The sequence below is a fragment of the Enterobacter sp. PL_is379 genome (genome assembly GCF_055817355.1).
Genome location: NZ_JBVPGT010000026.1, coordinates 214,679 through 241,373, shown reverse-complemented (window position 1 = coordinate 241,373; position 26,695 = coordinate 214,679). Strand labels below are relative to the sequence as shown.

Genomic DNA, 26,695 nt, shown 5'->3' with positions numbered 1-26,695 from the left:
TTTCACTCGTCACAGCATGCAAAACAGGAGGTTTTTATGCTTATCGTTGTTCCTGTCCTTATTTTCGTTGCGCTGGTTATCGTGGGCGCCGGCGTCAAAATTGTCCCTCAGGGTTATCAGTGGACCGTTGAGCGTTTCGGTCGATACACCAACACACTCCAGCCTGGCTTAAGCCTGATTGTTCCGTTCATGGACAGAATTGGTCGAAAGATCAACATGATGGAGCAGGTTCTGGACATTCCGTCCCAGGAAGTGATCTCCAAGGATAACGCCAACGTCACCATCGACGCCGTCTGCTTTATTCAGGTGATTGATGCGCCAAAAGCGGCCTATGAGGTCAGCAACCTGGAGCTGGCGATCGTCAACCTGACGATGACCAACATCCGTACCGTGCTCGGCTCGATGGAGCTGGACGAGATGCTTTCCCAGCGCGACAGCATCAACACCCGCCTGCTGCACATTGTCGACGAGGCAACGAACCCGTGGGGGATCAAGGTCACCCGCATCGAGATCCGCGACGTGCGCCCACCGGCGGAGCTGATCGCCTCCATGAACGCCCAGATGAAGGCCGAGCGAACCAAGCGCGCCTATATTCTGGAAGCTGAAGGGGTGCGTCAGGCGGAGATCCTCAAAGCGGAAGGTGAAAAACAGTCGCAGATCCTGAAAGCGGAAGGCGATCGTCAGTCCGCATTCTTACAGGCTGAAGCGCGTGAACGTTCGGCCGAAGCGGAAGCCCGCGCTACCCAAATGGTGTCTGAGGCGATTGCCGCCGGTGATATCCAGGCCGTGAACTACTTTGTCGCGCAAAAATATACCGACGCGCTGAAACAGATTGGCTCGGCGAACAACAGCAAAGTGGTGATGATGCCGCTGGATGCCAGCAGCCTGATGGGCTCTATCGCCGGTATTGCCGAACTGATCAAGGACAGCGGAAACGAGCGTAAAAAATGATTGAGCTGATCGTTGCACATCCTCATGCCTTCTGGCTAAGCCTCGGTGGCTTATTGCTGGCGGCGGAGATGCTGGGCGGCAACGGCTACCTGCTCTGGAGCGGTGTTGCTGCCGTCATTACGGGTCTTCTGGTCTGGATCCTTCCCCTGGAGTGGGCGTGGCAGGGCGCACTGTTTGCCGTGCTGACGCTGGTAGCCGCCTGGCTGTGGTGGCGCTGGCTCAACCGGCGGGTTAACGAGCAGAAACCGCTGGACACGCACCTTAACCAGCGCGGACAGCAAATAGTCGGCAAACGTTTTACGCTCGACACCGCCCTGGTAAACGGGCGGGGGCATATGCGGGTGGGCGACAGCTCGTGGCCGGTGGTCGCCGACGACGACCTCAGCGCCGGCACGCGGGTTGAGGTCATTGCGGTGGAAGGCATTACCCTGCGGGTGAAAGCCTGTTAGGCAGAGGCCTTACGATGGCAGCAGCCGGCAAGATTGTCGATTATCGGGCAGTCGGCGCTGTCATCCCCCGGACAGGATTCCGCGAGCTGCAGCAGCTGTTCGCGCATCGCCTGCAGCTCGGTGATATGACGTTCAATCTCGGCCACCTTTTCCAGCGTGCGTTTTTTCACGTCGGCGCTGTGACGCTTCGGATCGTTGAACAGGTTAACCAGCTCGCCGCACTCTTCCAGATTAAACCCGACCTGTCTTGCCTGGCGCAGTAGCGTCAGCTCATCAATATGCAGTTTCGTATAGCTGCGGTAGCCGTTTTCGCTGCGCAGCGGCGGCGTGACCAGCCCCTTCTCTTCATAAAAGCGGATTGCCTTGCTGGTTAAGCCGGTTTTTTTTGCCACATCACTGATATTCACATTTCCCCCTTGACCTTCCCCTTGATGGAAGGTTTAACCTTCATAACAGTTAGTAAAAAGCGTTACTCCGGTCAACAACTGACCAAAATATTATACGGGAGTTTTGTTATGTCTCACACTATTGACCTGACGCTGGACGGCCTCTCATGCGGCCACTGCGTCAAACGCGTTAAAGAAAGCCTGGAACAGCGCCCTGACGTTGAAAGCGCTGAGGTGACTATCGATCATGCCGCCGTGACCGGCAGCGCCAGCGCGGATGCGTTGATCGATACCATCAAGCAGGCCGGTTACGGGGCGGAGTTAAGCCACCCAAAGGCTAAACCGCTGGCAGAGTCATCATCCCCGTCGGAAGCACTGACAGCGGCCACTCCTGAGCTTCCGGTAGCTGATGATATTGATGACAGCCAACAGCTGCTGATCAACGGCATGAGCTGCGCCAGCTGCGTCTCCCGGGTACAAAACGCCTTGCAGGCCGTACCGGGCGTCGCGCAGGCACGGGTCAATCTTGCGGAGCGTACTGCGCTGGTGATGGGCAGTGCCTCCGCCGCAGATTTAGTACAGGCCGTTGAGAAAGCGGGCTACGGGGCGGAGGCCATCGAAGATGATGCCGAGCGCCGCGAGCGCCAGCAGGAAACGGCTATCGCCACCATGAAGCGCTTTCGCTGGCAGGCAATCGTTGCCCTGCTGGTCGGTATTCCGGTGATGGTCTGGGGAATGATCGGCGACAACATGATGGTCACCGACGACAACCGCACCCTGTGGCTGGTGATTGGGCTGATTACCCTTGCGGTGATGGTGTTTGCAGGCGGACATTTCTATACCAGCGCCTGGAAAAGCCTGAAAAACCGCACCGCGACGATGGATACGCTGGTGGCGCTCGGTACCGGCGCAGCATGGCTCTATTCGATGAGCGTGAACGTCTGGCCCCAGTGGTTCCCGATGGAAGCGCGGCATCTCTATTATGAAGCCAGCGCGATGATTATCGGCCTGATTAACTTAGGTCATATGCTGGAAGCCCGCGCCCGTCAGCGTTCCTCGAAAGCGCTGGAAAGATTGCTTGATTTAACCCCACCGACGGCCCGCGTGGTCACGGACGAAGGGGAAAAGAGCGTTCCGCTGGTCGAGGTTCAGCCCGGCATGACGCTGCGTCTGACCACCGGCGACCGGGTTCCCGTTGACGGCAAGATAACCCAGGGCGAAGCCTGGCTGGATGAAGCGATGCTGACCGGGGAACCGATCCCCCAGCAGAAATCAGACGGCGACGCCGTGCATGCCGGTACGGTGGTACAGGACGGCAGCGTGCTGTTCACCGCCAGCGCCGTCGGCAGCCACACCACGCTGTCGCGTATTATCCGCATGGTGCGCCAGGCGCAGAGCAGCAAGCCGGAAATTGGCCAGCTTGCTGACAGAATCTCGGCCATTTTTGTGCCGGTGGTGGTTGGTATTGCCCTGCTGAGCGCGGCGATCTGGTATGTCTTCGGCCCCGCGCCGCAGATTGTTTATACCCTGGTGATCGCCACCACGGTACTGATCATTGCCTGTCCTTGCGCCCTTGGTCTGGCGACGCCGATGTCGATCATCTCCGGCGTTGGCCGCGCAGCCGAATTTGGCGTACTGGTGCGGGATGCGGACGCGCTGCAGCGGGCCAGCACCCTCGATACGCTGGTGTTTGATAAAACCGGCACGCTGACGGAAGGTAAACCGCAGGTGGTGGCCGTCCACACGGTCGGCATTCCGGAAGAGAACGCGCTGCGCCTCGCCGCCGCGCTGGAGCAAGGCTCCAGCCATCCGCTGGCGCGCGCCATTCTCGATAAAGCGAGTGAGTCTGCCCTTCCGCAGGTCAGCAATTTCCGCACCCTGCGCGGGCTCGGCGTCAGCGGCGAAGCAGAAGGCCACGTGCTGCTGCTGGGCAACCAGGCATTGCTCAATGAAAACGGTATTGATACCACCGCGCTGGAAAGCGAGCTTAAAGCGCAGGCGTCTCAGGGCGCCACGCCGGTTCTGCTGGCGGTGGATGGCAAAGCCGCCGCGCTGCTGGCCGTGCGCGATCCGCTTCGCCAGGACAGCGTGGACGCCCTGCAGCGCCTGCACCGTGCCGGCTACAGTCTGGTAATGCTGACCGGGGATAACCCGACCACCGCCAACGCCATCGCGAAAGAAGCCGGAATTGATGAGGTGATTGCGGGCGTACTGCCGGACGGTAAAGCGGACGCCATCAAGAAACTGCAAAGTCAGGGCCGTCAGGTGGCGATGGTCGGCGACGGCATCAACGATGCCCCGGCGCTGGCCCAGGCTGACGTGGGGATTGCGATGGGTGGCGGGAGCGATGTCGCCATTGAAACCGCTGCCATCACGCTGATGCGCCATAGCCTGATGGGCGTTGCCGACGCGCTGGCCATTTCAAAAGCCACGCTGCGCAACATGAAGCAGAACCTGCTGGGGGCGTTTATCTATAACTCACTCGGCATCCCGATTGCTGCAGGTATTTTGTGGCCGCTGACCGGCACGCTGCTTAACCCGGTGGTCGCGGGTGCGGCGATGGCACTCTCCTCCATCACCGTGGTGAGCAACGCCAACCGCCTGCTGCGCTTTAAACCGAAGGATTGAACCTTGTACCCGTACGCGCTAGCATGAACCTTTCCGTTCATGGAGCGCGTATGGGTCTGTTTAATCGTATAAAAACATCGTTTCGCGCCCTCTTTCCCCGCCGTTACGCCTGGCCCGGTCTGGATATCTCGCTTCCCGGCGGGCAACACCTGCACCTGGTCGGCAGCATCCATATGGGAACGCAGAATATGTCTCCCCTGCCACCCGGCCTGATAAAACTGCTGAAACACGCCGACGCGCTGGTCGTTGAAGCGGACATTTCGGGTCAGGAGTCACCGTTTGCCGGGCTCGAGAGCGATCTCCCCCTGGCGGAGCGCCTGGATGAAACCCAGCTTGCGGAACTGACGCGCGTGGCCGATGAGACGGGCGTCTCGCTCTCTATGATTGACACCCTGCCGCTCTGGCAAATCGCGATGGTATTACAGGCTACGCAGGCGCAGCGTCTGGGCCTGCGCGGTGATTACGGCATCGATTACCAGCTGCTGAACGCAGCAAGGGCGCGCAGCCTGCCCATCATCGAGCTGGAGGGGACGGACAGCCAGATTGCGCTTCTGCGGCAGCTTCCCGACGACGGCTTGATGCTGCTGGATGATACGTTGACCCACTGGCACACCAACGCTCGCCTGCTGCAGACCATGATTGGCTGGTGGCTGGATGCGCCGCCAGAGGACGGTAAGCTGGCATTACCGTCGACGTTCAGCGAATCGCTGTATGATGTGCTGATGAATGCGCGCAACAAAGCCTGGCGGCAGACGCTGCATGCTTTACCTGCGGGGCATTACGTGGTGGCGGTTGGGGCGTTACATTTGTACGGAGAAGGGAATTTGCCGTCACTGTTAAAATAAAAAAATGGCCAATATTTCTATTGGCCCGTCAAAGAGGAATTTCATCGTTTTTATTATGCCGAAGGAGACCTTCGGTTGAGCCGATTGTCGCTCAAAGTGACCATCACTGCCAATACTATTGCGCAAGATGGTGCTATTTTTTAGACAAACGTCAGGCGTATGCTGTTGGCATGATTTGTCTGTCGTAAGAAGGATAGCTATGACTCCCGCCGTTAAATTACTCGAAAAAAACAACATTTCTTTCCGGATCCACACTTACGATCACGATCCGAACGAGACCAACTTTGGTGATGAAGTGGTGCGCAAGCTGGGGCTGAATGCTGACCAGGTTTACAAAACGCTGCTGGTGGCGGTGAACGGCGATATGAAACACCTCGCCGTCGCGGTGACTCCCGTGGCAGGACAGCTGGATCTGAAGAAAGTCGCCAAAGCGCTGGGGGCAAAGAAGGTGGATATGGCGGATCCGATGGTGGCGCAGCGCACCACGGGCTACCTGGTGGGCGGCATCAGCCCGCTCGGACAGAAAAAACGCCTGCCGACGCTGATCGATGCACCCTCACAGGAATTTGAGACCATTTTTATATCCGGCGGCAAACGCGGGCTGGACATTGAGCTTGCCGCGGGCGATCTGGCGAAAATGCTGGACGCGAAGTTTGCGGATATTGCCCGCCGGGATTGAGGAAATTGCCCGGTGGCGCTGCGCTTACCGGGCCTACGGTTCGGATGTAGGCCGGGTAAGGCGAAGCCGCCACCCGGCACAAAATCCCCGCACTACTGCCAGCTCACCTCGCCTTTCGGCTCATACGCATTCACGTCAATCGGTGAATTCTGCTCGATGAACTGCTTCAGCACTTCGGCATCGATAAAGCCGGTATTCACGTATCCCGGTTTATTATCAATATGCGGATAGCCGTCGCCGCCCGTGGCGTTAAAGCTTAACGTCGCCAGACGGTACGTTTTAGCCGGGTCAACCGGTTCGCCTTTGATCTTCAGGTCGTTAAGCTTGCCGTCTTTCGCGACGAAGCTGACGTTAGCAAACTGCGGATAGGCCCCGGAATCTGGCTTCATCTGCGCCACGGCGGTCAGGTACTCAATCACCTCTTTCCCGCTCATATCCGCATACACCACCACGTTGCCGAACGGCTGTACCTTCAGCACGTCTTTATAGGTGATGTTTCTGCCTTCGATGGAATCACGAATGCCGCCGCCGCTCATTACGCCAAAGTCAGCGCCGGTGCGCGCTATTTGCGCTGCCAGCACCAGGTGGCCCATGTTGGTCTGCACGAAGCGGACTTTGCTGCGGTCCCCTTCCAGGCGGCCATTGAGCGTGCCAATCTTCACGTCCAGCTGCGCCTTGCCTTTGTTCTGGAACGGCGTCAGCAGGGAGAGCATCTGCTGGTTCTCTGCAATTTCAGGCGTGTAAAGTACGCGCTCACTTTTCCCGTCCGGGTAGGTGACCTTCTTCTTCAGGTTGACCGGAATGAGCTGATAATGAACCAGCTTCATCTCGCCGTTACGGAACTCGAAATCTGCACGACCCACGTATTTACCCCACTCGTGCGCCTGTACGATCCAGATACCGTTCTGACGGTCCGGCGCGCACGGCGTGCCCGGCACGTAGTCCACCTGCTTTTTGTTCTCCGAGGCCATACACACCGGATCCTGTGAGTGACCGCCCACAATCATTGCCAGCGAGCCTGCCGGCAGGCTGCGCGCCATCTCGACGTCGCCGGGCGCATTGGAACCGTGCTCGCCGTTATCGTAGTGGCCCATGTGCGTGGTGGCGATAATCACGTCCGGCTTTTCGTTTTGCTGCAATTCCTGAATCACCAGCTTCGCTTCGTCTGCCGGTTTACGGAATTCGATATCGGTGAAGAACTCAGGGTTGCCAATTTTCGCCGTATCGTCAGTGGTTAGGCCGATGACCGCGATTTTCAGATCCTGACGCTTAAACAGCGCCCAGGGTTTAAACAGGCGTTCGCCGGTGCTTTTCTGGTAAATATTGGCGGAGAGGAACGGGAATTTGGCCCATTTTTCCTGCTGACGCAGCACGGTCAGCGGATTATCAAACTCATGGTTACCGACTGCCATCGCGTCGTAGCCAATCAGATTCATGCCGCGAAAGTCGGGTTCGGCGTCCTGCAAATCGGATTCCGGCACGCCGGTATTAATATCACCGCCTGAGAGCAACAGTACGCTGCCGCCCTGAGCCGCCACCTCTTTGCGAATGCCATCCACCAGCGTTTTTTGTGCCGACAGGCCATATTCGCCGTATTCACTGCGCCAGAAGTGACCGTGGTGGTCGTTGGTATGCAGAATGGTAATTTTATAGGTTTTGTCTTTTTCATACGCCTGCGCGGGCAGGCTTACCAGCCCCCACGCCGCGATGAGCGCCAGCGCGACGCCCCGCTTCATTAACTTCATCTTCTCTCTCCCTGACCAATAGACAAAGGCAGAAATTACAGTGACTAATAAGAATAGACAAATAAGTTTTCATAATTGCGACTTTCTTCAAATGTCGCAGGCGGGTATGTTAGTTGGATAATAATTACACCCTGCATCTCTAATAACTAAAGACGTGGTACTTCTCTCTATGGCAATCAGTGAATCAACCCAGCCCGTTCCGGGCGCGCCGGCGTCGCCGCCTGCATCGCGCACCTCCTTTAAAGTCTTAGGCGCAATCAGTCTCTCGCACCTGCTCAACGACATGATCCAGTCGTTGATTCTGGCGATTTATCCGCTGCTGCAGTCTGAGTTCTCACTCACCTTCGTGCAGATCGGGATGATCACCCTGACCTTCCAGCTGGCTTCCTCGCTGCTGCAGCCGGTGGTGGGCTACTGGACGGATAAATACCCGATGCCGTGGTCGCTGCCGATTGGCATGTGCTTTACCTTAAGCGGGCTGGTGCTGCTGGCCATGGCGGGGAGTTTTGAAGCGGTGCTGGTTGCCGCCGCGCTGGTGGGCACCGGGTCTTCCGTGTTCCATCCGGAGTCCTCCCGCGTGGCGCGGATGGCTTCAGGAGGGCGTCACGGGCTGGCGCAGTCGCTCTTCCAGGTGGGCGGTAACTTTGGTAGCTCCCTGGGCCCATTGCTGGCGGCGGTGATCATCGCGCCGTATGGCAAAGGCAACGTGGCCTGGTTTGTACTGGCCGCACTGCTGGCGATTATCGTGCTGGCGCAAATCAGCCGCTGGTATGCCGCGCAGCATCGCGTGAACAAAGGGAAACCTAAAGCGAAGGTTATTAATCCCCTGCCGCGCAATAAGGTTATCCTGGCGGTTGCCGTATTGCTGGTGCTGATTTTCTCGAAATACTTCTATATGGCGAGCATCAGCAGCTATTACACCTTTTATCTGATGCAAAAATTCGGATTATCGGTACAAAACGCGCAGATCCACCTGTTTGCCTTCCTGTTCGCCGTCGCGGCCGGTACGGTCATTGGCGGGCCTGTGGGTGATAAGATTGGGCGTAAATATGTCATTTGGGGCTCTATCCTCGGCGTGGCGCCGTTTACCCTTATTTTGCCGTACGCGAGCCTTGAATGGACGGGGATTTTAACCGTGATTATTGGTTTTATCCTCGCTTCCGCGTTTTCCGCCATTCTGGTTTATGCCCAGGAGCTGCTGCCTGGCCGTATCGGTATGGTTTCCGGACTCTTTTTCGGTTTCGCCTTCGGCATGGGCGGGCTTGGCGCAGCGGTGTTAGGGATGGTTGCGGATCACACCAGCATCTTCCTGGTTTATAAAATCTGCGCTTTCCTGCCGCTTCTTGGGATGTTAACTATATTCCTGCCTGATAACCGACATAAAGCCTGAATTACAGGTAGCCAAAGTTTTACTTTGGCTACCTGACACCCTGATGCCATAAGGGTTTCTTCTTCATCCCCTCTCTGAATTTATCAAAATGCGCTTTTTTACGTGCATATTGCTGTTTTATTCAAACTTCAACAATTATTCATAAACATAAGTGTAAAAATTGTCATAAACTATTACTCGGTTTTTTGGTTTTCGCCAAAAAGGAACACCCACAACGAAAGGAGACGGAATGCACCACGCCACACCGCTTATCACCACCATTGTTGGTGGACTTGTGCTCGCTTTTATCCTCGGCATGATTGCCAATAAACTGCGTATTTCTCCTCTTGTCGGCTATCTGCTGGCAGGTGTTCTGGCGGGACCGTTCACGCCAGGTTTCGTTGCGGATACCAAACTGGCACCTGAACTGGCGGAATTGGGCGTGATTCTGCTGATGTTTGGCGTCGGTCTGCATTTTTCCCTGAAGGATTTGATGGCGGTAAAGTCGATTGCCATACCGGGAGCGATCGCCCAGATAGGGGTGGCGACGCTGCTGGGGATGGCGCTTTCGGCCGTACTGGGCTGGTCGCTGATGACCGGCATCGTATTTGGGCTGTGTCTCTCAACCGCCAGTACCGTGGTGCTGCTGCGCGCGCTTGAGGAGAGACAGCTGATTGACAGCCAGCGCGGGCAGATCGCGATTGGCTGGCTGATTGTGGAAGACCTGGTCATGGTCCTGACGCTGGTACTCCTGCCTGCCGTCGCCGGGATGATGGAAAAAGACAACGTCGGCTTCGCCTCGCTGGCGCTGGATATGGGCATCACCATTGGTAAGGTTGTGGCGTTTATCGCCATCATGATGCTGGTGGGCCGCCGTCTGGTGCCGTGGATCATGTCCCGCAGCGCGGCGACCGGCTCACGCGAGCTGTTTACCCTCTCCGTGCTGGCGCTGGCGCTGGGCATCGCCTTTGGTGCCGTTGAGCTGTTTGATGTCTCCTTTGCCCTGGGTGCGTTCTTCGCCGGGATGGTGCTGAACGAGTCCGAGCTGAGCCACCGCGCGGCGCACGATACGTTACCGCTGCGCGATGCCTTCGCCGTACTGTTCTTCGTCTCCGTCGGGATGCTGTTTGACCCGATGGTCCTGATCCATCAACCGCTGGCCGTGCTGGGCACGCTGGCGATCATCATCTTTGGTAAGTCGCTTGCCGCCTTCTTCCTGGTACGAATGTTCGGTCACTCTCCGCGTACGGCGCTAACCATCGCCGCCAGCCTGGCACAGATCGGTGAGTTCGCCTTTATTCTGGCCGGTCTGGGCATGGCCCTGAATCTGCTGCCGCAGGCGGGGCAAAACCTGGTGCTGGCGGGGGCGATCCTCTCCATCATGCTGAACCCGGTGCTGTTTGCCCTGCTGGAAAAATATCTCGATAAAACCGAAACGCTGGAAGAGCAGACGCTCGAAGAGGCCATCGAAGAAGAGAAGCAGATCCCGGTTGATATTTGCAACCACGCTCTGCTGGTCGGCTTTGGCCGCGTGGGCAGCCTGCTCGGTGAAAAGCTGATGGCACAGGGCATTCCGCTGGTGGTGATTGAGACCTCGCGCACCCGCGTCGACGAGCTGCGCGAGCGCGGTATTCGTGCGGTGCTGGGCAATGCGGCGAACGAAGAGATCATGAATCTGGCGCATCTGGACTGCGCCCGGTGGCTGCTGCTGACCATTCCTAACGGCTATGAAGCGGGTGAGATTGTGGCTTCCGCACGCGCGAAGTGCCCAACAATTGAGATTATCGCCCGGGCGCACTATGACGACGAGGTGGAGTACATTACCGAGCGCGGTGCAGATAAGGTGGTGATGGGCGAGCGCGAGATTGCTAACACCATGCTGACGCTGCTGGAAAAACCGCCGGTTGAAGAGGCGGTGACGGGGTAAGTTTAGTGCGGTCTGATGCCCTCACCCTGGCCCTCTCCCACGGGGAGAGGGAACAAACATTAAAAAAGGCAACTTACGTTGCCTTTTTACATTTACCGATCCCAATACGCCTCTTCGAGGCTGTCTTCCCGTTCCGGCAGACCACGCGTTAAGCGCGGTGAGTGCTGGTTCAGTACCTGATAGCTCACGCGGTTGGCGTACTTACACACCTGCGCCAGCGACGAATAGGTCAGCCAGCTAAACTTGTGCTTGCTGGAGTTCGGCACGTTGGTTTTGTGGTAGGCGTTAGCGGTGATGTCGTGCAACAGCGCGGCCAGCGCGCCGTCGCCCGCGCCGTTGGTGTTCATGATCTTCTCCGGCCCGCCCATATAAGGCGCGATGTGAGAGTAGATCCGCAGCGGGTTGATGCAATCCTGATGGCGCATACCGCGGCTGAACTCGTACTGGTTAAACTCGGCAATCGCGCCGGGCAGCAGCGGGTGTTGGGTCTTGCGTTTGCTCTCTTCCTCCGTGAAGCCGGCCATATACAGCCCAACCGGGCCCGCGGTGCAGAGCACCAGGTCCACCCAGTCCAGCGCTTTGTCAGACGCCAGCAGCGGATCGCTTTCGCCGGTCAGCGCTTCGGCCTCTTCTTCGTTCATCGCCAGAATCGAGACGTGCTCTTTAAGGAAGGCCTGCCACCACTCCGGGTTATCGGCGATAACGAATTTCGTGCCCAGCGTCAGAACGACCGGCACGTTGTATTTCTTCGCGTACTCAATCGCCTTCATGGTCGCTTCCGGCATGGGCTCACCCGGCTTGCAGCGCACCAGGTAGGAGGTCAGCACCAGCGCCGAGGCGCCCGCGATCACCTCTTCAGGAATACTCTCGGCGCGCAGCTTGTTCATGTGGCCAGGGCTGATGGCAAAGGTACGCTCCCCGGACTCGCCGATCAGCGTAAAGCAGCGGCCAATCGGGCCGTCGACGCCCTGAAGATAGTTCAGATCGGTACGGCTGGAGGTGTTGCAGAGATAGCGGTAGGCATAGCCACCAATTTCGATATTGCTGCACATCACGCCGAGCAGCACCGAGCGGTCGTCGGCCAGCACGGAGTAGTTATGCATGGTATTGCCGATGGTGCCACCGGCGAACTGATGGGTAATCAGGTTTTCGCGCACCAGCTCCTGGTACAGCGCTTCGGCAACGTCGTCTTCAATCACCAGCGAATGTCCGGCGCTCAGACCGTAACGGGCGACAAACGCATCATCCACTTTGGCTTCAATGTCCACCAGCGTCTGATCGATACCGACGACCCACGCCGCGCTGGTTTCATTTTCTGGCTGGATTTGCTGCAGGAGCGGATCGCGGGCATCGACGGGGAAGTAGTGTTTGGATTTGCGTTTACCGGGAAATTTCATGGTCTGAACTGTACGAAGAATATGGGCCGGGAATGGTAGCACAAACCCGGCCCGGAGTGCGATCAGCGGCTGTTCGTCACCAGCGAGACCATCATGTCGATATGCTCAGGCGAGTCGTTAAGCGCCGGAATGTACTCGTACTTTTCGCCGCCAGCCTCCAGGAAAAATTCCCGATTTTGCACCGCGATCTCCTCCAGCGTTTCCAGACAGTCTGCCGAGAAGCCCGGCGACATCACCTGAATATGCTTCACGCCCTTCTCGCCGAGCATTTTGAGGGTTTCATCGGTGTACGGCGTCAACCACGGCTCGCGGCCGAAGCGCGACTGGAAGGTCATCATCACCTTCTCCGGCGGCAGGCCAAGGGCGGAGACCAGCTCGCGCGTGGTATCGCGGCAGCGCTGGGGGTAATCATCCCCTTCGTTAGCGAAACGCTGCGGGATCCCGTGATAGGAAAGCAGCAGCAGATCCGGCTCGCCGTGCTTTTCAAACGACGCGCGCGCGCTGTTGGCAAGCGCCTTGATGTAGAGATCGTTATCCGCGTAGTCGCGAATAAAGGTCACGCCCGGAATGCGGCGGCGGGTCGCCAGAATGCGGGCCAGCTCGTCCCAGACGGCGGCCACCGTCGAGCAGGAGTACTGCGGGTAGAGCGCCAGCACGACGATATGGTCCACGCCCTGCGCCAGCAGGGATTCTACCGCGCTTTCCAGGGAGGGTTTGCCGTAGCTCATGCCGAGCGCGACGGGCATATCCGGCAGGCGGGCGGCCAGCGCTTTTTCCTGACGACGGCTGTAAACCATTAGCGGCGAGCCCTCTTTCATCCACACGGACTGATAGAGTTTGGCGACGCGCGGAGAACGAATCGGCAGAATGACGCCACGCAGCAGAGGCCACCACAGCAGTCTCGGGAAATCCACGACGCGCGTGTCGCTTAAAAACTGTCGCAGGTAGCGTTTTACCGCGTCTGATGTAGGTGCTTCTGGGGTGCCCAGATTGGCAAGCAGGATGCCGGTTTTCGCCTGACTCATTCACGCCTCTTAACCATTTGATAGGTTGTCAATTGTAGCGGAAATGCGTTTAAACGAAACCCATTGCTGTAATAGGTAAGATGAGAATATTTCTCACCCGGAGGGCCCGGGTGAGAGAAATGCGATTAGCCGAGGATTTTTTCCAGCTCTGCACGTACGTCAGCCACGGCTTTGGTGCCGTCAACTTTCGCGTATTTGGTGTTACCCGCCTGCGCTTCTTTGGTGTAGTAGCCGATCAGCGGCGCGGTCATCTGATGGTATTCCACCAGGCGCTTGCGCACGGTCTCTTCCTGATCGTCTTTACGAGTGGTCAGCTCTTCGCCGGTCACGTCGTCTTTGCCTTCAACCTTAGGTGGGTTGAATTTGATGTGGTAAACGCGGCCAGAAGCAGCGTGTACGCGACGACCAACGATACGGTCAACGATCAGCTCGTCCGGTACGTCGAACTCCAGAACGTAGTCCACGTTGATGCCCGCTTCTTTCATGGCGTCAGCCTGAGGAATGGTGCGTGGGAAGCCGTCCAGCAGGAAACCGTTACGGCAGTCTTCCTGAGCAATGCGCTCTTTGACCAGAGCAATCACCAGCTCGTCGGTCACCAGCTTGCCTGCGTCCATGATGTCTTTCGCCTGTTTACCCAGCTCGGAGCCAGATTTAACAGCGGCGCGCAGCATATCACCGGTGGAGATTTGCGGAATACCGTATTTCTCCATGATGAACTGAGCCTGAGTTCCTTTACCCGCGCCCGGAGCGCCAAGCAGAATAATACGCATTGCGAAAATCCCCTCAAAAGTCGTTTCAATTTTTCAAAAGCGCTAAACAATACCACCAGAACGGGCATCGCTCAAGGAAGGCAGGAAGGCTGAAACGGTTAACGGGGGGAGATAATTTGGGATAGTGCGAGAATGCCCCCTCACCCTAACCCTCTCCCCAAAGGGGAGAGGGGACGATTATACCCTCTCCCCTTTGGGGAGAGGGCCAGGGTGAGGGGCAGGTGTTTAATTACGCCAGCAGCAGCGTATTCACACGTTTAATGAACAGGTTAGGATCTTCCAGCGTACCGCGCTCGGCCAGCAGGGACTGATCCAGCAGCAGTTCAACCCACTCGGCAAAGCGGGCGTCGTCCTGGGTATCCGCTGCGCGTTTCACCAGCGGATGATCCGGATTAAGCTCAAAGATATATTTCACTTCCGGCATCGCCTGGCCCGCCGCCGCGAACAGTTTCGCCATCTGAGTGCCCATTTCGTCGGCATCGGTGGTGACGATGGCTGGGGTGTCGGTCAGACGGTGCGTGAAACGCACCTCTTTCACGCGGTCGCCCAGCAGGGTTTTCACGCGCTCAACGAACGGCTCCAGCGCCTTCTCGGCTTCTTTCGCGCTTTCGTCCACTTCATCCGCCAGCTTGTCGATGGACTCGTCGGCTTTGGCCACAGACTGGAAGGATTTACCGTCGAACTCGGTCAGGTAGTTCATCATCCACTCGTCGATGCGGTCAGAAAGCAGCAGCACTTCGATGCCTTTCTTGCGCAACAGCTCCAGGTGCGGGCTGCTCTTCGCCGCCGCGTAGCTGTCGGCGGTGATGTAGTAGATCTTCTCCTGCCCTTCTTTCATGCGGGAGACGTACTCTTCCAGCGACACGGTCTGCGCGGAGGAGTCGGTATGCGTTGAGGCGAAACGCAGCAGTTTGGCGATGGTTTCAACGTTCGCGGTGTCTTCTGCCGGGCCTTCTTTCAGCACCAGGCCGAACTGTTTCCAGAAGGTCTGATATTTTTCCGCATCGTCTTTCGCCAGTTTTTCCAGCATCTGCAGCGCACGTTTGGTCAGGGCGTTGCGCAAGTTACGGGTGACGGTGCTGTCCTGCAGAATTTCACGGGAGACGTTGAGCGGCAGATCGTTAGAATCGATCAGGCCGCGCACAAAGCGCAGGTAGTTCGGCATGAACTGCTCGGCGTCGTCCATGATAAAGACGCGCTGCACGTACAGCTTCAGACCGTGCTTGTGATCGCGGTTCCACATGTCCCACGGCGCCTGTGCCGGAATGTACAGCAGGCTGGTGTACTCCTGCTTACCTTCCACACGGTTGTGGCTCCAGGTCAGCGGGTCGGTAAAATCGTGGGCGATGTGCTTGTAGAATTCGTTGTACTCGTCGTCTTTAATTTCAGACTTGTTGCGCGTCCACAGCGCCTGCGCCTTGTTGATCTTCTCCCAGGAAACCACGGTTTCGCCGTCTTTCTCTTCCTGTTTTTCAATCTCGACCGGCAGGGCGATATGATCGGAATATTTGCTGATGATGGAGCGCACGCGCCAGTCGTTCAGGAAATCGTCTTCGCCTTCGCGCAGGTGCAGGGTGATTTCAGTGCCGCGGTCCGCTTTGGTGATGTCATCAACGGTGTATTCGCCTTCCCCTTTGGATTCCCACAGCACGCCGTTTTCAGCGCTGTCGCCCGCCGCACGGGTGCGCACGGTGACTTTGTCGGCCACGATAAACGCCGAGTAGAAACCGACGCCGAACTGGCCGATGAGCTGGCTGTCTTTCGCCTGGTCCGAGCCCATGGACTCTAGGAACGCTTTGGTGCCGGATTTGGCGATGGTGCCGAGGTGGTCGATCACCTCGTCGCGGTTCATCCCGATGCCGTTATCGGCGATGGTCAGGGTGCGGTTCTCCTTATTGAACGAGACGCGCACGCGCAGCTCGCCGTCGCCTTCGTACAGATCCGGGTTAGACAGCGCGCGGAAGCGCAGCTTGTCCGCCGCATCGGATGCGTTGGAAATCAGCTCACGCAGGAAAATTTCTTTGTTGGAATACAGGGAATGGATCATCAGGTGCAGAAGCTGTTTTACTTCTGACTGGAAACCACGGGTTTCTTGTCCTTTCATCTATGTCGACCTCAACAATGCCATTTAATGGGGTTTTAAAACGTTGAGTGAGAGATGGGGATACGGGGGGAAATTTTCAAGCGGAGGCCGCGCGCGCAGCCTCCGTTTGGTCAGAAAATAATCTTGTGACGCCCGGCCAGAGAGTGTGACAGCGTGGTGCCGTCCACCATCTCCAGCTCGCCGCCGACCGGCACGCCGTGGGCGATGCGGCTGGCGTCAACGCCGTACTGCGAGCACAGCTCGGCGATGTAGTTGGCGGTTGCCTCCCCTTCCACCGTCGGGTTGGTGGCGAGGATCACCTCTTTGATGGTTTCGGACTCAAGACGCTGTTCAAGGCGATCAAGACCGATATCATCCGGGCCAATACCGTCCAGGGGGGAGAGATGCCCCATCAGCACGAAGTAGCGGCCGGAAAACTGCCCGGTTTGTTCGATGGCGTAGATGTCCGCCGGACTCTCCACCACGCAAATCTGACCGTTTTCCTGACGACGCGGGTTCGTACAGATGTTACACACGTCCTGCTCGGTAAAGGTACGGCAGTCCGCACAGTGACCAATTTCTGACATGGCGCGTGTCAAAGCCTGCGCCAGGCGCATCCCGCCGCTGCGGTCGCGCTGCAATAGCGTAAACGCCATGCGCTGCGCCGACTTCGGGCCAACGCCCGGCAGGCAGCGCAGTGCTTCCATTAACTGCGTGAGCAGCGGACTGGTTTGCATCAGAATGGCATCTTGAAGCCAGGCGGCAGCTGCATACCGCTGGAAACAGAGGCCATTTTCTCTTTCTGAGTTTCGTCGATACGGCGAGCGGCATCGTTAAACGCGGCTGCAACCAGATCTTCCAGCATCTCTTTGTCGTCTTCGAGCAGGCTAGGGTCGATTTCCACGCGACGGCAGTTGTGCGCACCGTTGATGGTCACTTTGACCAGACCGGCACCGGACTCACCCGTGACTTCCAGCTGAGCGATCTCTTCCTGCATCTTCTGCATTTTTTCCTGCATCTGCTGAGCCTGCTTCATCAGGCCACCCAGACCGCCTTTTCCACCAAACATAGGCTTCTCTCTTTTTCACGTTTAAGGATTACAACCGTAAGTCAGACTCACGATCAAATGGGGCGAATACTCTCTTCATCCAGATCGGCGTCGAAGAACCGGCGCAGGGTCTGAATGTTGTTATCCGCAATAATCGCCTCGCGCGCCTGCGCGAGCTTTTCTTCATAAATGGCCTGGCGCCACTCGAGCGGCGTTTTCACTGCCGGATTATCATCTTCAATGATAGTCAATTCAACCGGCGCGCCCTGTAATGTGGCGAGCGCCTCGGCCAGCGCCTTTTGCGCGCCAGGGGAATTGAGGTGTCGCTGGCCCGGACGCAGGTGCAGACGCACCTGATTGCCGTCCTGCTCTTTCCAGGCGTTCAACGCGACCTGCTCCACCAGCTTCGGCAGCTGGAGTTTGCTGACCTCAGCGGCCCAGGCGTCGCGCGCAATGGACTCTTCGGCAAGCTTCGCGGAAAGCTCCGGCGTTTTCTCATGCTCCAGCGCCTTTTTCAGCGCTTTCGGCGTGGTGACCTCTTCCTTCACCTCTTCGGTGATGGTGGTTGCCTTCCAGCGGTAAGCCTCTTCTTTCACCGGGGCTTTCTGCTCGAGCGCGGACGGTGCCGGACGCGACTGTACGCGCTCCGTTACCGAGGCCAGTCGTTCAAGCGCGGCGTTGTTCACCGGCCGCGCTCTTCCTGGCGCTGCCGGTTCACTCTTTTTTGGTTTGGTTACTCCCTGGGCACGCTGCAGCTGGCTGCGTGCGGCAAGCACCGAACTGGTGGCATCCGACAGCGGTACGTTCTGCTGCGGCGGCGGTGTCGGCTGCGGTGGCACCTGCTGCGGCGACATCACCGCCGTAGGGGCGACCGGCGCGAAAGACTGCCGCGGTACTTCCGGCTCCGGCAATGGCATGCGCGGGTGGAACGCCAGCGCGCGCAGCAGCGTCATTTCAACGCCCATACGCGGATCCGGCGCGAACGGTAACTCTTTGCGTCCAATCAGCAGCGTCTGGTAGTACAGCTGCACGTCGGCAGGCGGCACGGTGCGGGCAAGCTCACGCATCCGCTGTTCAATGGTCGCCATATCCGCACCAATGGCGGAGGGAGAAAGCTGCAGCATAGCCACGCGGTGCAGCAGGCTGAGCATCTCAACCAGCAGCCCTTCCCACTCAATACCCCGGGCAGCGGCGGCATTCACCTGCGACATCACGCGTTCGCCGTTGGCGGCAATCATCGCTTCGATAAGCGACAGCGCCTGATCGTCATCCAGCGTGCCGAGCATGGTGCTGACCGCCTCGGTAGAGAGCTTGCCGTCACCGCTGGCAATCGCCTGGTCGGTCAGGCTGAGCGCATCACGCAGGCTGCCGTCCGCCGCGCGGGCCAGCAGCTGCAGGGCGCGCGGTTCGTGGACAATTTTCTCTTCATCAAGGATATGCTCAAGCTGCGCGCGGATCTGCTCAACGTCCAGCGCCTTCAGATGGAACTGCAGGCAGCGCGACAGGATCGTGACCGGCAGCTTTTGCGGATCGGTGGTCGCCAGCAGGAACTTCACGTGCGCGGGCGGCTCTTCCAGCGTTTTCAGCAGTGCGTTAAAGCTGTGGCGCGACAGCATGTGCACTTCATCGATCAGGTAGACCTTGAAGCGGCCGCGCGCCGGGGCGTACTGCACGTTATCGAGCAGATCGCGGGTATCTTCCACTTTGGTGCGCGAGGCGGCGTCGATCTCGATCAGATCGACAAAACGCCCCTGCTCGATCTCCCGACAGTTATCACACACGCCGCACGGCGTGGCGGTGATCCCGGTTTCGCAGTTGAGACCTTTTGCCAGCAAACGGGCAATAGAGGTCTTACCGACGCCGCGGGTGCCGGAAAAAAGATAGGCGTGATGGATGCGACCTAGCGACAAGCCGTTCGCCAGGGCCGTCAGCACATGTTCCTGACCGACAACGTCAGCAAAGGTTTGTGGTCGCCATTTACGGGCTAACACCTGATAACTCATGGGCAGGCTCTGCAACGCTGGAAGGTGAATTTATGGAGGGGAATGCTATCACAACCTCACCCATTGAGCGAGGTTGTGAAAACCGGGATTAATGACCCGGGAAAGGCACCAGGCAATAGCTGGTAATACCCTGTTTTTCCAGGCGCTGTTCACCGCCGAGATCGAACAGGTTGATGATGAAGGCTGCGTCGGTCACTTCCCCACCCAGACGACGGATCAGCTTCACGGTCGCTTCAATGGTGCCGCCGGTTGCCAGCAGATCGTCGACCACCAGCACTTTGTCGCCCGGCTTGATCGCATCAACGTGGATCTCCAGCTGATCGGTACCGTACTCCAGCTCGTAGCTTTCTGCGATGGTTTCACGCGGCAGCTTGCGCGGCTTACGCACCGGCACAAAACCCACGCCCATTGCCAGCGCAACCGGTGCGCCAAACAGGAAACCACGGGCTTCGGTACCTACTACTTTGGTGATCCCGGCGTTTTTATAACGCTCGACCAGCAGTTCAATGCTGAGTGCGTACGCTTTCGGGTCTTCCAGCAAGCTGGTGACATCACGGAAAAGAATGCCAGGCTTTGGATAGTCCTGGATGCTTTTGATGCTGTTTTTCAGATATTCAAGCTGCTGTGCAGTTGCGGTCATCGGTTTGTGCCTAAATAAAACAGTGTTACTCACAGCGCGCAACGAGTCGGCCAAGGCAACAATTGTTTAACCTTTGACCAGGCGCACCTGTGCTCGAAAACGGTCGAATTTACTGGCTGCGCGTGATAATTGCAACAGCCATGATGAGGCTTCAGTGCTTTTGTTGCTTTTCATCAACCACGGGGATCCGCCACATAAAGAAAAGCAGGCAGGTCAGGATCGCCAGCAGCAGAATACGTACCCACATCATTTTCACCAGCCATAATGAAATAGCGAAGGTGATGAGGATCACTGCGATCGCGCGCGGCTTCGCGCCGGGCGGCATGGCCCGGTGTTTTTGCCAGTGCCGCAGATAGCCGCCAAACCATGAGCGGTAGAGCAGCCAGTGGTGAAAACGCGGCGACGAGCGGGCGAAGCACCAGGCCGCCAGCAGGATAAATGGCGTGGTCGGCAGTAAGGGTAAAAACACACCCAGCGTGCCAAGCACTACCGCGAGCCAGCCAATGATGATTAAAATAGTACGCTTCATAATGCGAATCGTTATCAAACTGAACGGCTACTTTACCACTGGAGAGCGCCTTGAAAACAGCACTGCTTCTTGAGAGGCTGCAAAATCAGCTGATTGCTCTGCGGGAGCAGGCTACACCGCTAATGGGGCACGCCACGCTGAAGCCGCGCTTTGACCGACAGCTTTTTCGTACCCGCAGCACCGTCATTCAGGATTACCTGGCGGAAGCGCAGACGAATCTCGACGAGCTTCGCCATGCGGTTGAGAGTGAACAGCAGGAACAGGTGACGTGGCTTGCGGCGCATCTCACCGAGCAGATCACCGCGCTGCATCGCGAAATCGCCGCCTGGCCGCTGCGCGCCTGGGACAGCGCCTCCCCGGGGCTCGGTAAATGGCAGCGCAAGCGGCTGGAGAACCAGGAGTTTGAACGCCGACTGTTTGAGATGAAGCGCGAACGCGAGGTGCGTCTGAACAACAGCGAAACGCTGGAAGAGCAGCAGCTATTGATGCGCGAGATTAGCGCGCTGGAAGGACGCATCGTCCGCTGCCGTCAGGCACTGGATGACATTGAGCGCGTCATTGAACGTTTGACCCGTTAACAGGAGCCACACCCATGTCACTGGAAAATGCACCCGATGAGGTCAAGCTGGCCGTCGATTTGATTATGCTGCTGGAGAATCATGAGATCCCCGCCGAAACGGTGCTTAAGGCACTGGAGATTGTACGGCGGGATTTTGAGGGGAAACTTCCCCCTCACTCTAACCCTCTCCCACAGGGAGAGGGAAAATAGATTAAGCCGGAGTCGGGTCGTCGCCCTTAATGTCGCGCTTCACTTCCGTATGCTCATCACCTTTCTCGTTACGCAGGTGAACCTCAAGCTGGTTAAAGGCGATATTAATATCGTTTTCACGGCACAGACGATCGATAGAACGGTTAAGTTCATCCACCGTGTAGCTGCGGTCACGCAGTTCACGCACGTATAAACGCAGTTCGTGATCCAGCGTACTCGGCCCAAAGGTGGTGAAGAAGACCGCCGGAGCCGGATCGTGCATCACTTTCGGATGCTCAGACGCCGCCTTCAGCAGCACCTCTTTCACCTTATCCAGATCCGATCCATAGGCCACGCCCAGGCGGATCACCACGCGCGTCACCGTATCCGAGAGCGACCAGTTGATCAGACGCTCGGTCACGAACGCTTTGTTCGGGATGATCACCTCTTTGCGATCGAAGTCGGTGATGGTGGTGGCACGAATACGGATCTTGCTGACCGTACCGGAGAAGGTACCGATGGTAACGGTATCGCCGATACGTACCGGACGTTCGAACAGGATGATCAGGCCGGAGACAAAGTTACCGAAGATTTCCTGCAGGCCAAAACCAAGACCGACCGAGAGGGCGGCCGCCAGCCACTGCAGTTTATCCCACGAGACGCCAAGCGAACCAAAGACCGTCATCGCCCCAACAATAATGATTACGTAGTTGAGGATCGTCGTAATGGCGTAGGACGCCCCCTGGCGAAGATTCAGACGTGACAGGAGCAGCACTTCGAGCAGGCCTGGCAGGTTGCGGATCAGCGCCCAGGCCACCACCGACGACACCAGCGCAAACAGCAGGCTGCCCATGGTCACGCTTTTCATGACCGCCGCGCCCGCTTCGGTACCGTTGTATTGCCAGAGGGTAATACTGTCGAGATAGGCGAAAACGGTAATAAGATCGGACCAGATAGCCCAGAACATCACCGCAAACAGGGCGATCATCACCAGCATGGTGATACGCAGCGTCTGCTGGTTAACCTGCTCCAGCGCGATGGTTGGCTCTTCCTGCGGCTCCGCGCCTTCGGCCCCCTCTTTCACCTGATGCTGACGACGCGCAATGGCACGGCGATAGGCGATGCGGCGGGCCGCCACGCTCAGGCCGCGCAGTACGGTCTGATAGAGCAGGTTCCAGACGATCACCAGATAGACCGTTTCAATCCAGCGCCCGGACAGGCGCAGCGTGGTATAGAAGTAGCCCGTTGCCGTCAGCACCATCAGCGCCAGCGGAATGATCGCCAGCACGGTCACGGTGGCCAGACGGATATTGTGGGACTCTTTATCACGCCAGCTGTCGCGGCACATCGGCCACATCAGGATCGCAATCAGCAGCAGGTTCAGCAGGATGACCAGTTGCCCCAGCACATCATCCATCAGATGCAGCGGGGAAAGCTCAGAAACAACCGACCAGAAGTGCAGCGGCAGGAGCGCCAGGCTGATGCGCACAATCTGGCGACGCCAGTGGCTGGTCAGCTGCGCAGGCATGTTGAAATGACGCACCGCCACGCCGTCTTTTTCCAGCACCTTCCAGCACACGCCAAACACCAGCCAGAACAGCGCCAGTTTTTTACTGAACGCCCACAGCAGATCGCTGACGTTGAGCTGCATGGTGAGCAGAATCAGGCCCACAGCCAGAATAATCAGGCACACCGGCAGGGCGCGGATGAGATCGATCAGAATCGCTTTTGGCGTATGAAGCTGGCTATCGTTACGCAGTTGCCCCACTTCGGAGGCCAGCTTCGCCTGGTATTTTTTCAGCCAGGCCAGACGCCAGCGGATCAGGCCAGCAATCAGCAGCAGCGGTAATCCCGCCAGCAAGGCAATCGTCACCGCAGGCCAGGCTTTCTCCCAGTTTACGGTGATCTTCATGCTCTTAATCTGCGTTTTCAGCGTCTCAGGGAAGGATTTAATCCAGTCCCAGTCCATCGGTTTGTTGCTGTTTACCCAGAAAATCTGCTGGGTCAGGATCTCCTGCAGACTTTTCGAGACGCTCACCAGCTGCTGCTGGTTGATTTGCAGGTTAATGGCCATCATCAGCTGGTTACCCAGCTGTTTGTTGAGCTGGTCCAGCAGCTCGCGACGCATATCCACGACCTGGAGCAGCGCGTCGTGCACTTCCGGGTTCACGTCGCTGGAATGCCCCTCTTCAATTTTGGCGACAAAGGTATCGCTCTGGAAAAGGGCATCGCGCTGCTGGTTGACGTCAAACTGTTCCAGACGTAAATCCGCGATGCGGTTGGTCATGTCCTCCAGCTCATCAGCGGACGGGAGCGTCTGCTGCTGCTGGTAGAGAATACGCGACAGCAGGAGGCTACCTTTCAGGACCGCGATCTGCTCTTTAATGTTGCGTTCCGCCTGCAGGGCGCGATCCAGCCAGTTCTTCACCTTGATATTTTGCTGAACCAGCGAGTTGCCGTTTTCGGTCGCCAGTATCAGGCGCTGGCTAAGCTGATGGTTCGCCTCAAGCTCCTGTTTCACCAGCGGATTCGCCTGAATGCGGGCGGTCTCGTCAGGGGATACGGCCTCCTGGGCGGTTTTTTCCGTCAGGGTCAGGCGCTTGCTGTTTACCGCCTCCTGCAATAGCTGAAGCTGGTGTTCCAGACGATTAATGTTGGCGGTGACGTAATCACGCTGTTTCTGCAGCGTGTCCTGCAGCACCGTATTCCCTTCCAGGCTTTTACGCTGCTGTTCAATCTGTGCGTTGAGCAAGGTCTGCTGAACCAGCAGCAGGGTTTGCTGGGTCGGGCGCAGCGTTCCCTCTCCCACCGTCGTGCCGTTCAGACGGTTGCGGATCTGCTGCAGCTGCTGAGACGCGGAGTACATCAAATTTTGCACGCGTTCCGGCTGGGTTTGCAGGGAGACAAGCTGGCTGTTATAGGTCGCGAGGTCGGACTGCGCGGTTTGCAGGTCGTCGAGCAGTTGCGCGACGCGCGACTCCAGCTGACGTAAAGAGAGCGTCGAGAGCGTCTTGCGCGTTTCGGTATCGTTATCGACGTCGCTCAGGGCGTTCAGTGATTCCGTCGCTTTGCGCATGTTTTCAGGAGCCTGCGCCACCTTCTGACGAAGCTGGGCGGTATCGGCTTTGACGCGTTCAATTTTATCCAGCGTTTCCAGCGTTTCCGTCAGATCCTGCTGGATAAGCTTATCCTGAGGAGAGAGCTCTTTTTGTTTGTTCAGCGCGTCGAGCTGCGACTGAACATCGCCACGCGAGGGAATGTCATTGCTGTTATCGGCGCGGGCCCAGGTCAGCGGCGCCGTGGCAAAGAAAAACAGCATCGCAAAGAGCAATGCAAAAACAGGATGTTGCGAGCGATTGATGGGCAGCATAGTTGTGAATGATGTCAGAAGATGACCGAAAATAGTCCGGCGTGAAGAATATCACGCTCGCCGGAAGCAGAATAGCGCGAACGTGAGCCTCTGAGATAAATCCTGGAAATGACTCAGGCAGTTAGCGATGGCGCGTCGCTGCGCAGCGACGGGCAGAGCTGTAGCATTTCCAGTAAAATCGCCACGTAGCTGCGGGCTTCCTCTTTGAGGTCAAAGGATTGCGGGGCAAACAGCCAGTTTTCCATCAGACCTGAAATGTAGCCGCGCATCAGGATAGCCGCCCGGCGGGTCAAGAGATTGGCCGGTAACAGCTTTGCCTGCATACACAGGTTGAGGTTCAGTTCGATACGGTCATAGCTTTCGAGGCTGAGGCTGCGTTGCGCCTGTTGCACCACCGCCATTTCGCCCACGAACTCGCATTTATGATAAATTATTTCCATCATTAATCTGCGACGTTCTTCAACTACCGTCGCTTCAAGGATATATACTAATATTTCTCTCATTACTGAGAGTGGATCATCAGGGAATTTTGCCCGATACTCACTCTCGAGATCGCTAATGCTGGACTCTGAAAGCTCCCAGATTTCACCGAACAGATCTGACTTATCTTTAAAATGCCAGTAAATCGCTCCCCGCGTCACACCGGCAGCCTGAGCAATTTGTGCCAGCGAGGTTGACGAAACACCCTGCTGAGAGAACAAACGTATTGCCACATCCAGAATGTGTTGTCGGGTTTCCAGCGCTTGTTGTTTAGTTTTTCGTGCCATAGGTGGGTGAATTTACAGGAGTCAGATTTACATACATTTGTGAATGTATGTACCATAGCATGACGATAATATAAACGCAGCAACGGGTTTTAGACTCAGGACCCTTGATCAATTTGAAATCGGACACTCGAGGTTTACATATGAACAAAAACAGAGGGTTAACGCCTCTGGCGGTCGTTCTGATGCTCTCAGGCAGCTTAGCGCTAACAGGATGTGACGACAAACCAGCTCAACAAGGAGCTCAGCAGGCGCCAGAAGTAGGCGTCGTGACGCTCAAATCTGAACCTCTACAAATCACCACCGAGTTACCAGGCCGTACAAATGCTTACCGCATTGCGGAAGTGCGTCCTCAGGTTAGTGGCATTATCCTGAAACGTAACTTCACCGAAGGCGGTGATGTGAAGGCCGGTGAGTCTCTGTATCAGATTGATCCCGCAACCTATCAGGCAAATTATGAAAGCGCGAAAGGCGACCTGGCGAAAGCACAGGCCGCAGCCAAAATTGCCCAGCTGACGGTGAATCGTTATCAAAAACTGCTCGGTACCAAGTACATCAGCCAACAGGATTACGATACCGCCCTGGCAGATGCGCAGCAGGCTAACGCAGCCGTAGTGGCAGCCAAAGCGGCGGTCGAAACCGCGCGCATCAACCTGGCCTATACCAAAGTGACCTCCCCTATTAATGGTCGTATTGGTAAGTCTTCCGTCACGGAAGGGGCACTGGTGCAGAACGGTCAGACCACCGCGCTGGCGACCGTGCAGCAGCTTGATCCGATCTACGTTGACGTGACGCAGTCCAGCAATGATTTCCTGCGCCTGAAACAGGAGCTGGCTAACGGCACCCTGAAACAGGAAAACGGCAAAGCCAAAGTGGAGCTGATTACCAACGACGGTATCAAGTTCCCGCAGGAAGGTACGCTGGAATTCTCTGACGTGACGGTCGACCAGACCACCGGTTCCATCACCTTACGTGCGATTTTCCCGAACCCTGACAAAAACCTGCTGCCAGGTATGTTCGTTCGCGCGCGTCTGGAAGAAGGAACGAATCCAACCGCCCTTCTGGTTCCACAGCAGGGTGTGACCCGTACGCCACGCGGCGATGCGAGCGCACTGGTTGTTGGAGCAGATGACAAAGTCGAAACGCGCAATATCACCGCCACCCAGGCGATTGGCGATAAATGGCTGGTGACGGAAGGTCTGAAAGATGGCGATCGCGTGATTGTTACTGGTTTGCAAAAAGTTCGTCCTGGCGCGCAGGTTAAAGCACAGGAAGTGAAATCTGACGATAAACAACAAGCTTCGGCCGCTGGCCAGTCAGAACAAACCAAGTCTTAACT

Annotated in this window: 23 protein-coding genes and 1 other annotated feature; of the genes, 10 read left to right on the top strand and 13 right to left on the bottom strand. The window is 57.2% G+C overall.

From position 1 onward, the window contains the following. Nucleotides 1-36 precede the first annotated feature (36 nt). Together AC0TOY_RS09095 and AC0TOY_RS09090 are read left to right on the top strand one after the other, a co-directional pair. Entirely contained in the window at nucleotides 37-951 is a 915-nt protein-coding gene (locus tag AC0TOY_RS09095; protein WP_024906863.1) for an SPFH domain-containing protein, read from the top strand. Further along, entirely contained in the window at nucleotides 948-1,400 is a 453-nt protein-coding gene (locus AC0TOY_RS09090) for an NfeD family protein (RefSeq protein ID WP_473721740.1), read from the top strand. Before AC0TOY_RS09095 ends, AC0TOY_RS09090 begins: the two co-directional genes overlap by 4 nt. Here AC0TOY_RS09090 and cueR read toward each other — a convergent pair. Then, a complete protein-coding gene (gene cueR / locus AC0TOY_RS09085) occupies nucleotides 1,397-1,807 on the bottom strand; it encodes a Cu(I)-responsive transcriptional regulator (protein ID WP_024906861.1) in 411 nt (136 codons plus the stop codon). The genes AC0TOY_RS09090 and cueR overlap by 4 nt on opposite strands. 108 nt (nucleotides 1,808-1,915) lie before the next feature. Here cueR and copA point away from each other — a divergent pair, with 108 nt between their 5' ends. The 3 genes from copA to ybaK all read left to right on the top strand — a co-directional run bounded on the left by copA (nucleotide 1,916) and on the right by ybaK (nucleotide 5,938). Then, nucleotides 1,916-4,414: a copper-exporting P-type ATPase CopA gene (copA, locus tag AC0TOY_RS09080; protein ID WP_473721739.1), complete on the top strand. Its 2,499-nt coding sequence runs from the start codon at nucleotides 1,916-1,918 to the stop codon at nucleotides 4,412-4,414. Between the two features lie 50 nt (nucleotides 4,415-4,464). Then, nucleotides 4,465-5,259, top strand: coding sequence for a TraB/GumN family protein (locus tag AC0TOY_RS09075; RefSeq protein ID WP_061715850.1), 795 nt, complete (start codon nucleotides 4,465-4,467; stop codon nucleotides 5,257-5,259). 199 nt (nucleotides 5,260-5,458) lie between these two features. Then, complete coding sequence (gene ybaK, locus AC0TOY_RS09070; RefSeq protein WP_023310615.1) at nucleotides 5,459-5,938, top strand: Cys-tRNA(Pro)/Cys-tRNA(Cys) deacylase YbaK; 480 nt, start codon at nucleotides 5,459-5,461, stop codon at nucleotides 5,936-5,938. 92 nt (nucleotides 5,939-6,030) lie between these two features. Here the strand turns inward: ybaK and ushA are convergent, their stop codons facing one another. Next, nucleotides 6,031-7,683, bottom strand: a complete 1,653-nt coding sequence (gene ushA, locus AC0TOY_RS09065; protein ID WP_473721738.1) for a bifunctional UDP-sugar hydrolase/5'-nucleotidase UshA — start codon at nucleotides 7,681-7,683, stop codon at nucleotides 6,031-6,033. Nucleotides 7,684-7,852: 169 nt separating this feature from the next. Between ushA and AC0TOY_RS09060 the strand changes: the two genes are divergently transcribed. Both AC0TOY_RS09060 and ybaL read left to right on the top strand, forming a co-directional pair. Beyond that, nucleotides 7,853-9,073, top strand: coding sequence for an MFS transporter (locus tag AC0TOY_RS09060; RefSeq protein ID WP_267217127.1), 1,221 nt, complete (start codon nucleotides 7,853-7,855; stop codon nucleotides 9,071-9,073). 229 nt (nucleotides 9,074-9,302) lie between these two features. Next, nucleotides 9,303-10,979 (top strand): YbaL family putative K(+) efflux transporter, encoded by a 1,677-nt coding sequence (gene ybaL, locus AC0TOY_RS09055; protein WP_024906856.1) that lies wholly within the window; start codon nucleotides 9,303-9,305, stop codon nucleotides 10,977-10,979. 92 nt (nucleotides 10,980-11,071) lie between these two features. On the opposite strand, the gene AC0TOY_RS09050 is transcribed toward ybaL, so the two are convergent. The 9 genes from AC0TOY_RS09050 to AC0TOY_RS09010 form a co-directional block, all read right to left on the bottom strand. Beyond that, nucleotides 11,072-12,376 (bottom strand): inosine/guanosine kinase, encoded by a 1,305-nt coding sequence (locus AC0TOY_RS09050; RefSeq protein WP_024906855.1) that lies wholly within the window; start codon nucleotides 12,374-12,376, stop codon nucleotides 11,072-11,074. Between the two features lie 62 nt (nucleotides 12,377-12,438). Next, nucleotides 12,439-13,401 carry a ferrochelatase gene (gene hemH / locus AC0TOY_RS09045; protein WP_248272959.1) on the bottom strand — a complete coding sequence of 321 codons (963 nt, stop codon included), beginning with the start codon at nucleotides 13,399-13,401 and terminating at the stop codon, nucleotides 12,439-12,441. Nucleotides 13,402-13,526: 125 nt separating this feature from the next. Further along, nucleotides 13,527-14,171: an adenylate kinase gene (gene adk / locus AC0TOY_RS09040; RefSeq protein WP_006809841.1), complete on the bottom strand. Its 645-nt coding sequence runs from the start codon at nucleotides 14,169-14,171 to the stop codon at nucleotides 13,527-13,529. Nucleotides 14,172-14,400: 229 nt separating this feature from the next. After that, nucleotides 14,401-16,275, bottom strand: a complete 1,875-nt coding sequence (htpG, locus tag AC0TOY_RS09035; protein WP_473721737.1) for a molecular chaperone HtpG — start codon at nucleotides 16,273-16,275, stop codon at nucleotides 14,401-14,403. Between the two features lie 110 nt (nucleotides 16,276-16,385). Then, a complete protein-coding gene (gene recR, locus AC0TOY_RS09030; protein WP_008499298.1) occupies nucleotides 16,386-16,991 on the bottom strand; it encodes a recombination mediator RecR in 606 nt (201 codons plus the stop codon). Then, nucleotides 16,991-17,323: a YbaB/EbfC family nucleoid-associated protein gene (locus tag AC0TOY_RS09025; RefSeq protein WP_003858972.1), complete on the bottom strand. Its 333-nt coding sequence runs from the start codon at nucleotides 17,321-17,323 to the stop codon at nucleotides 16,991-16,993. Before AC0TOY_RS09025 ends, recR begins: the two co-directional genes overlap by 1 nt. A gap of 53 nt (nucleotides 17,324-17,376) precedes the next feature. Beyond that, the gene (dnaX, locus tag AC0TOY_RS09020; protein ID WP_473721736.1) at nucleotides 17,377-19,305 is read right to left on the bottom strand and encodes a DNA polymerase III subunit gamma/tau; all 1,929 of its coding nucleotides are present in this window, start codon (nucleotides 19,303-19,305) and stop codon (nucleotides 17,377-17,379) included. Next, nucleotides 17,983-18,047 (bottom strand) — a sequence feature (DnaX frameshifting element). It overlaps the preceding gene by 65 nt. 88 nt (nucleotides 19,306-19,393) lie before the next feature. Continuing rightward, on the bottom strand, nucleotides 19,394-19,945 hold the full coding sequence (apt, locus tag AC0TOY_RS09015) for an adenine phosphoribosyltransferase (protein ID WP_006176947.1): 552 nt from the start codon (nucleotides 19,943-19,945) through the stop codon (nucleotides 19,394-19,396). A gap of 151 nt (nucleotides 19,946-20,096) precedes the next feature. Continuing rightward, nucleotides 20,097-20,474 (bottom strand): DUF454 family protein, encoded by a 378-nt coding sequence (locus AC0TOY_RS09010; RefSeq protein WP_024906851.1) that lies wholly within the window; start codon nucleotides 20,472-20,474, stop codon nucleotides 20,097-20,099. Between the two features lie 50 nt (nucleotides 20,475-20,524). On the opposite strand from AC0TOY_RS09010, the gene priC reads away from it, so the two are divergent. Beyond that, nucleotides 20,525-21,052 carry a primosomal replication protein N'' gene (gene priC / locus AC0TOY_RS09005; protein ID WP_048991480.1) on the top strand — a complete coding sequence of 176 codons (528 nt, stop codon included), beginning with the start codon at nucleotides 20,525-20,527 and terminating at the stop codon, nucleotides 21,050-21,052. A 14-nt stretch (nucleotides 21,053-21,066) separates the two neighbouring features. Next, a complete protein-coding gene (gene rsmS / locus AC0TOY_RS09000; RefSeq protein WP_048991481.1) occupies nucleotides 21,067-21,243 on the top strand; it encodes a pleiotropic regulatory protein RsmS in 177 nt (58 codons plus the stop codon). A 1-nt stretch (nucleotide 21,244) separates the two neighbouring features. Here the strand turns inward: rsmS and mscK are convergent, their stop codons facing one another. Next, the gene (mscK, locus tag AC0TOY_RS08995) at nucleotides 21,245-24,592 is read right to left on the bottom strand and encodes a mechanosensitive channel MscK (RefSeq protein WP_473721735.1); all 3,348 of its coding nucleotides are present in this window, start codon (nucleotides 24,590-24,592) and stop codon (nucleotides 21,245-21,247) included. Nucleotides 24,593-24,705: 113 nt separating this feature from the next. Continuing rightward, entirely contained in the window at nucleotides 24,706-25,359 is a 654-nt protein-coding gene (acrR, locus tag AC0TOY_RS08990) for a multidrug efflux transporter transcriptional repressor AcrR (protein ID WP_024906848.1), read from the bottom strand. Between the two features lie 140 nt (nucleotides 25,360-25,499). Between acrR and acrA the strand changes: the two genes are divergently transcribed. Further along, nucleotides 25,500-26,693 (top strand): multidrug efflux RND transporter periplasmic adaptor subunit AcrA, encoded by a 1,194-nt coding sequence (gene acrA, locus AC0TOY_RS08985; RefSeq protein WP_032646183.1) that lies wholly within the window; start codon nucleotides 25,500-25,502, stop codon nucleotides 26,691-26,693. Nucleotides 26,694-26,695 lie beyond the last annotated feature (2 nt).

What these genes read in the sequence shown, in the direction of transcription:
- ushA (WP_473721738.1), bottom strand. Translation starts at nt 7,683, where the DNA reads ATGAAGTTAATGAAGCGGGGCGTCGCGCTGGCGCTCATCGCGGCGTGG.
- apt (WP_006176947.1), bottom strand. Translation starts at nt 19,945, where the DNA reads ATGACCGCAACTGCACAGCAGCTTGAATATCTGAAAAACAGCATCAAA.
- adk (WP_006809841.1), bottom strand. Translation starts at nt 14,171, where the DNA reads ATGCGTATTATTCTGCTTGGCGCTCCGGGCGCGGGTAAAGGAACTCAG.
- mscK (WP_473721735.1), bottom strand. Translation starts at nt 24,592, where the DNA reads ATGCTGCCCATCAATCGCTCGCAACATCCTGTTTTTGCATTGCTCTTT.
- AC0TOY_RS09060 (WP_267217127.1), top strand. Translation starts at nt 7,853, where the DNA reads ATGGCAATCAGTGAATCAACCCAGCCCGTTCCGGGCGCGCCGGCGTCG.
- AC0TOY_RS09075 (WP_061715850.1), top strand. Translation starts at nt 4,465, where the DNA reads ATGGGTCTGTTTAATCGTATAAAAACATCGTTTCGCGCCCTCTTTCCC.
- acrA (WP_032646183.1), top strand. Translation starts at nt 25,500, where the DNA reads ATGAACAAAAACAGAGGGTTAACGCCTCTGGCGGTCGTTCTGATGCTC.
- AC0TOY_RS09050 (WP_024906855.1), bottom strand. Translation starts at nt 12,376, where the DNA reads ATGAAATTTCCCGGTAAACGCAAATCCAAACACTACTTCCCCGTCGAT.
- AC0TOY_RS09095 (WP_024906863.1), top strand. Translation starts at nt 37, where the DNA reads ATGCTTATCGTTGTTCCTGTCCTTATTTTCGTTGCGCTGGTTATCGTG.
- AC0TOY_RS09010 (WP_024906851.1), bottom strand. Translation starts at nt 20,474, where the DNA reads ATGAAGCGTACTATTTTAATCATCATTGGCTGGCTCGCGGTAGTGCTT.
- acrR (WP_024906848.1), bottom strand. Translation starts at nt 25,359, where the DNA reads ATGGCACGAAAAACTAAACAACAAGCGCTGGAAACCCGACAACACATT.
- copA (WP_473721739.1), top strand. Translation starts at nt 1,916, where the DNA reads ATGTCTCACACTATTGACCTGACGCTGGACGGCCTCTCATGCGGCCAC.
- ybaL (WP_024906856.1), top strand. Translation starts at nt 9,303, where the DNA reads ATGCACCACGCCACACCGCTTATCACCACCATTGTTGGTGGACTTGTG.
- AC0TOY_RS09090 (WP_473721740.1), top strand. Translation starts at nt 948, where the DNA reads ATGATTGAGCTGATCGTTGCACATCCTCATGCCTTCTGGCTAAGCCTC.
- rsmS (WP_048991481.1), top strand. Translation starts at nt 21,067, where the DNA reads ATGTCACTGGAAAATGCACCCGATGAGGTCAAGCTGGCCGTCGATTTG.
- hemH (WP_248272959.1), bottom strand. Translation starts at nt 13,401, where the DNA reads ATGAGTCAGGCGAAAACCGGCATCCTGCTTGCCAATCTGGGCACCCCA.
- ybaK (WP_023310615.1), top strand. Translation starts at nt 5,459, where the DNA reads ATGACTCCCGCCGTTAAATTACTCGAAAAAAACAACATTTCTTTCCGG.
- AC0TOY_RS09025 (WP_003858972.1), bottom strand. Translation starts at nt 17,323, where the DNA reads ATGTTTGGTGGAAAAGGCGGTCTGGGTGGCCTGATGAAGCAGGCTCAG.
- recR (WP_008499298.1), bottom strand. Translation starts at nt 16,991, where the DNA reads ATGCAAACCAGTCCGCTGCTCACGCAGTTAATGGAAGCACTGCGCTGC.
- htpG (WP_473721737.1), bottom strand. Translation starts at nt 16,275, where the DNA reads ATGAAAGGACAAGAAACCCGTGGTTTCCAGTCAGAAGTAAAACAGCTT.
- dnaX (WP_473721736.1), bottom strand. Translation starts at nt 19,305, where the DNA reads ATGAGTTATCAGGTGTTAGCCCGTAAATGGCGACCACAAACCTTTGCT.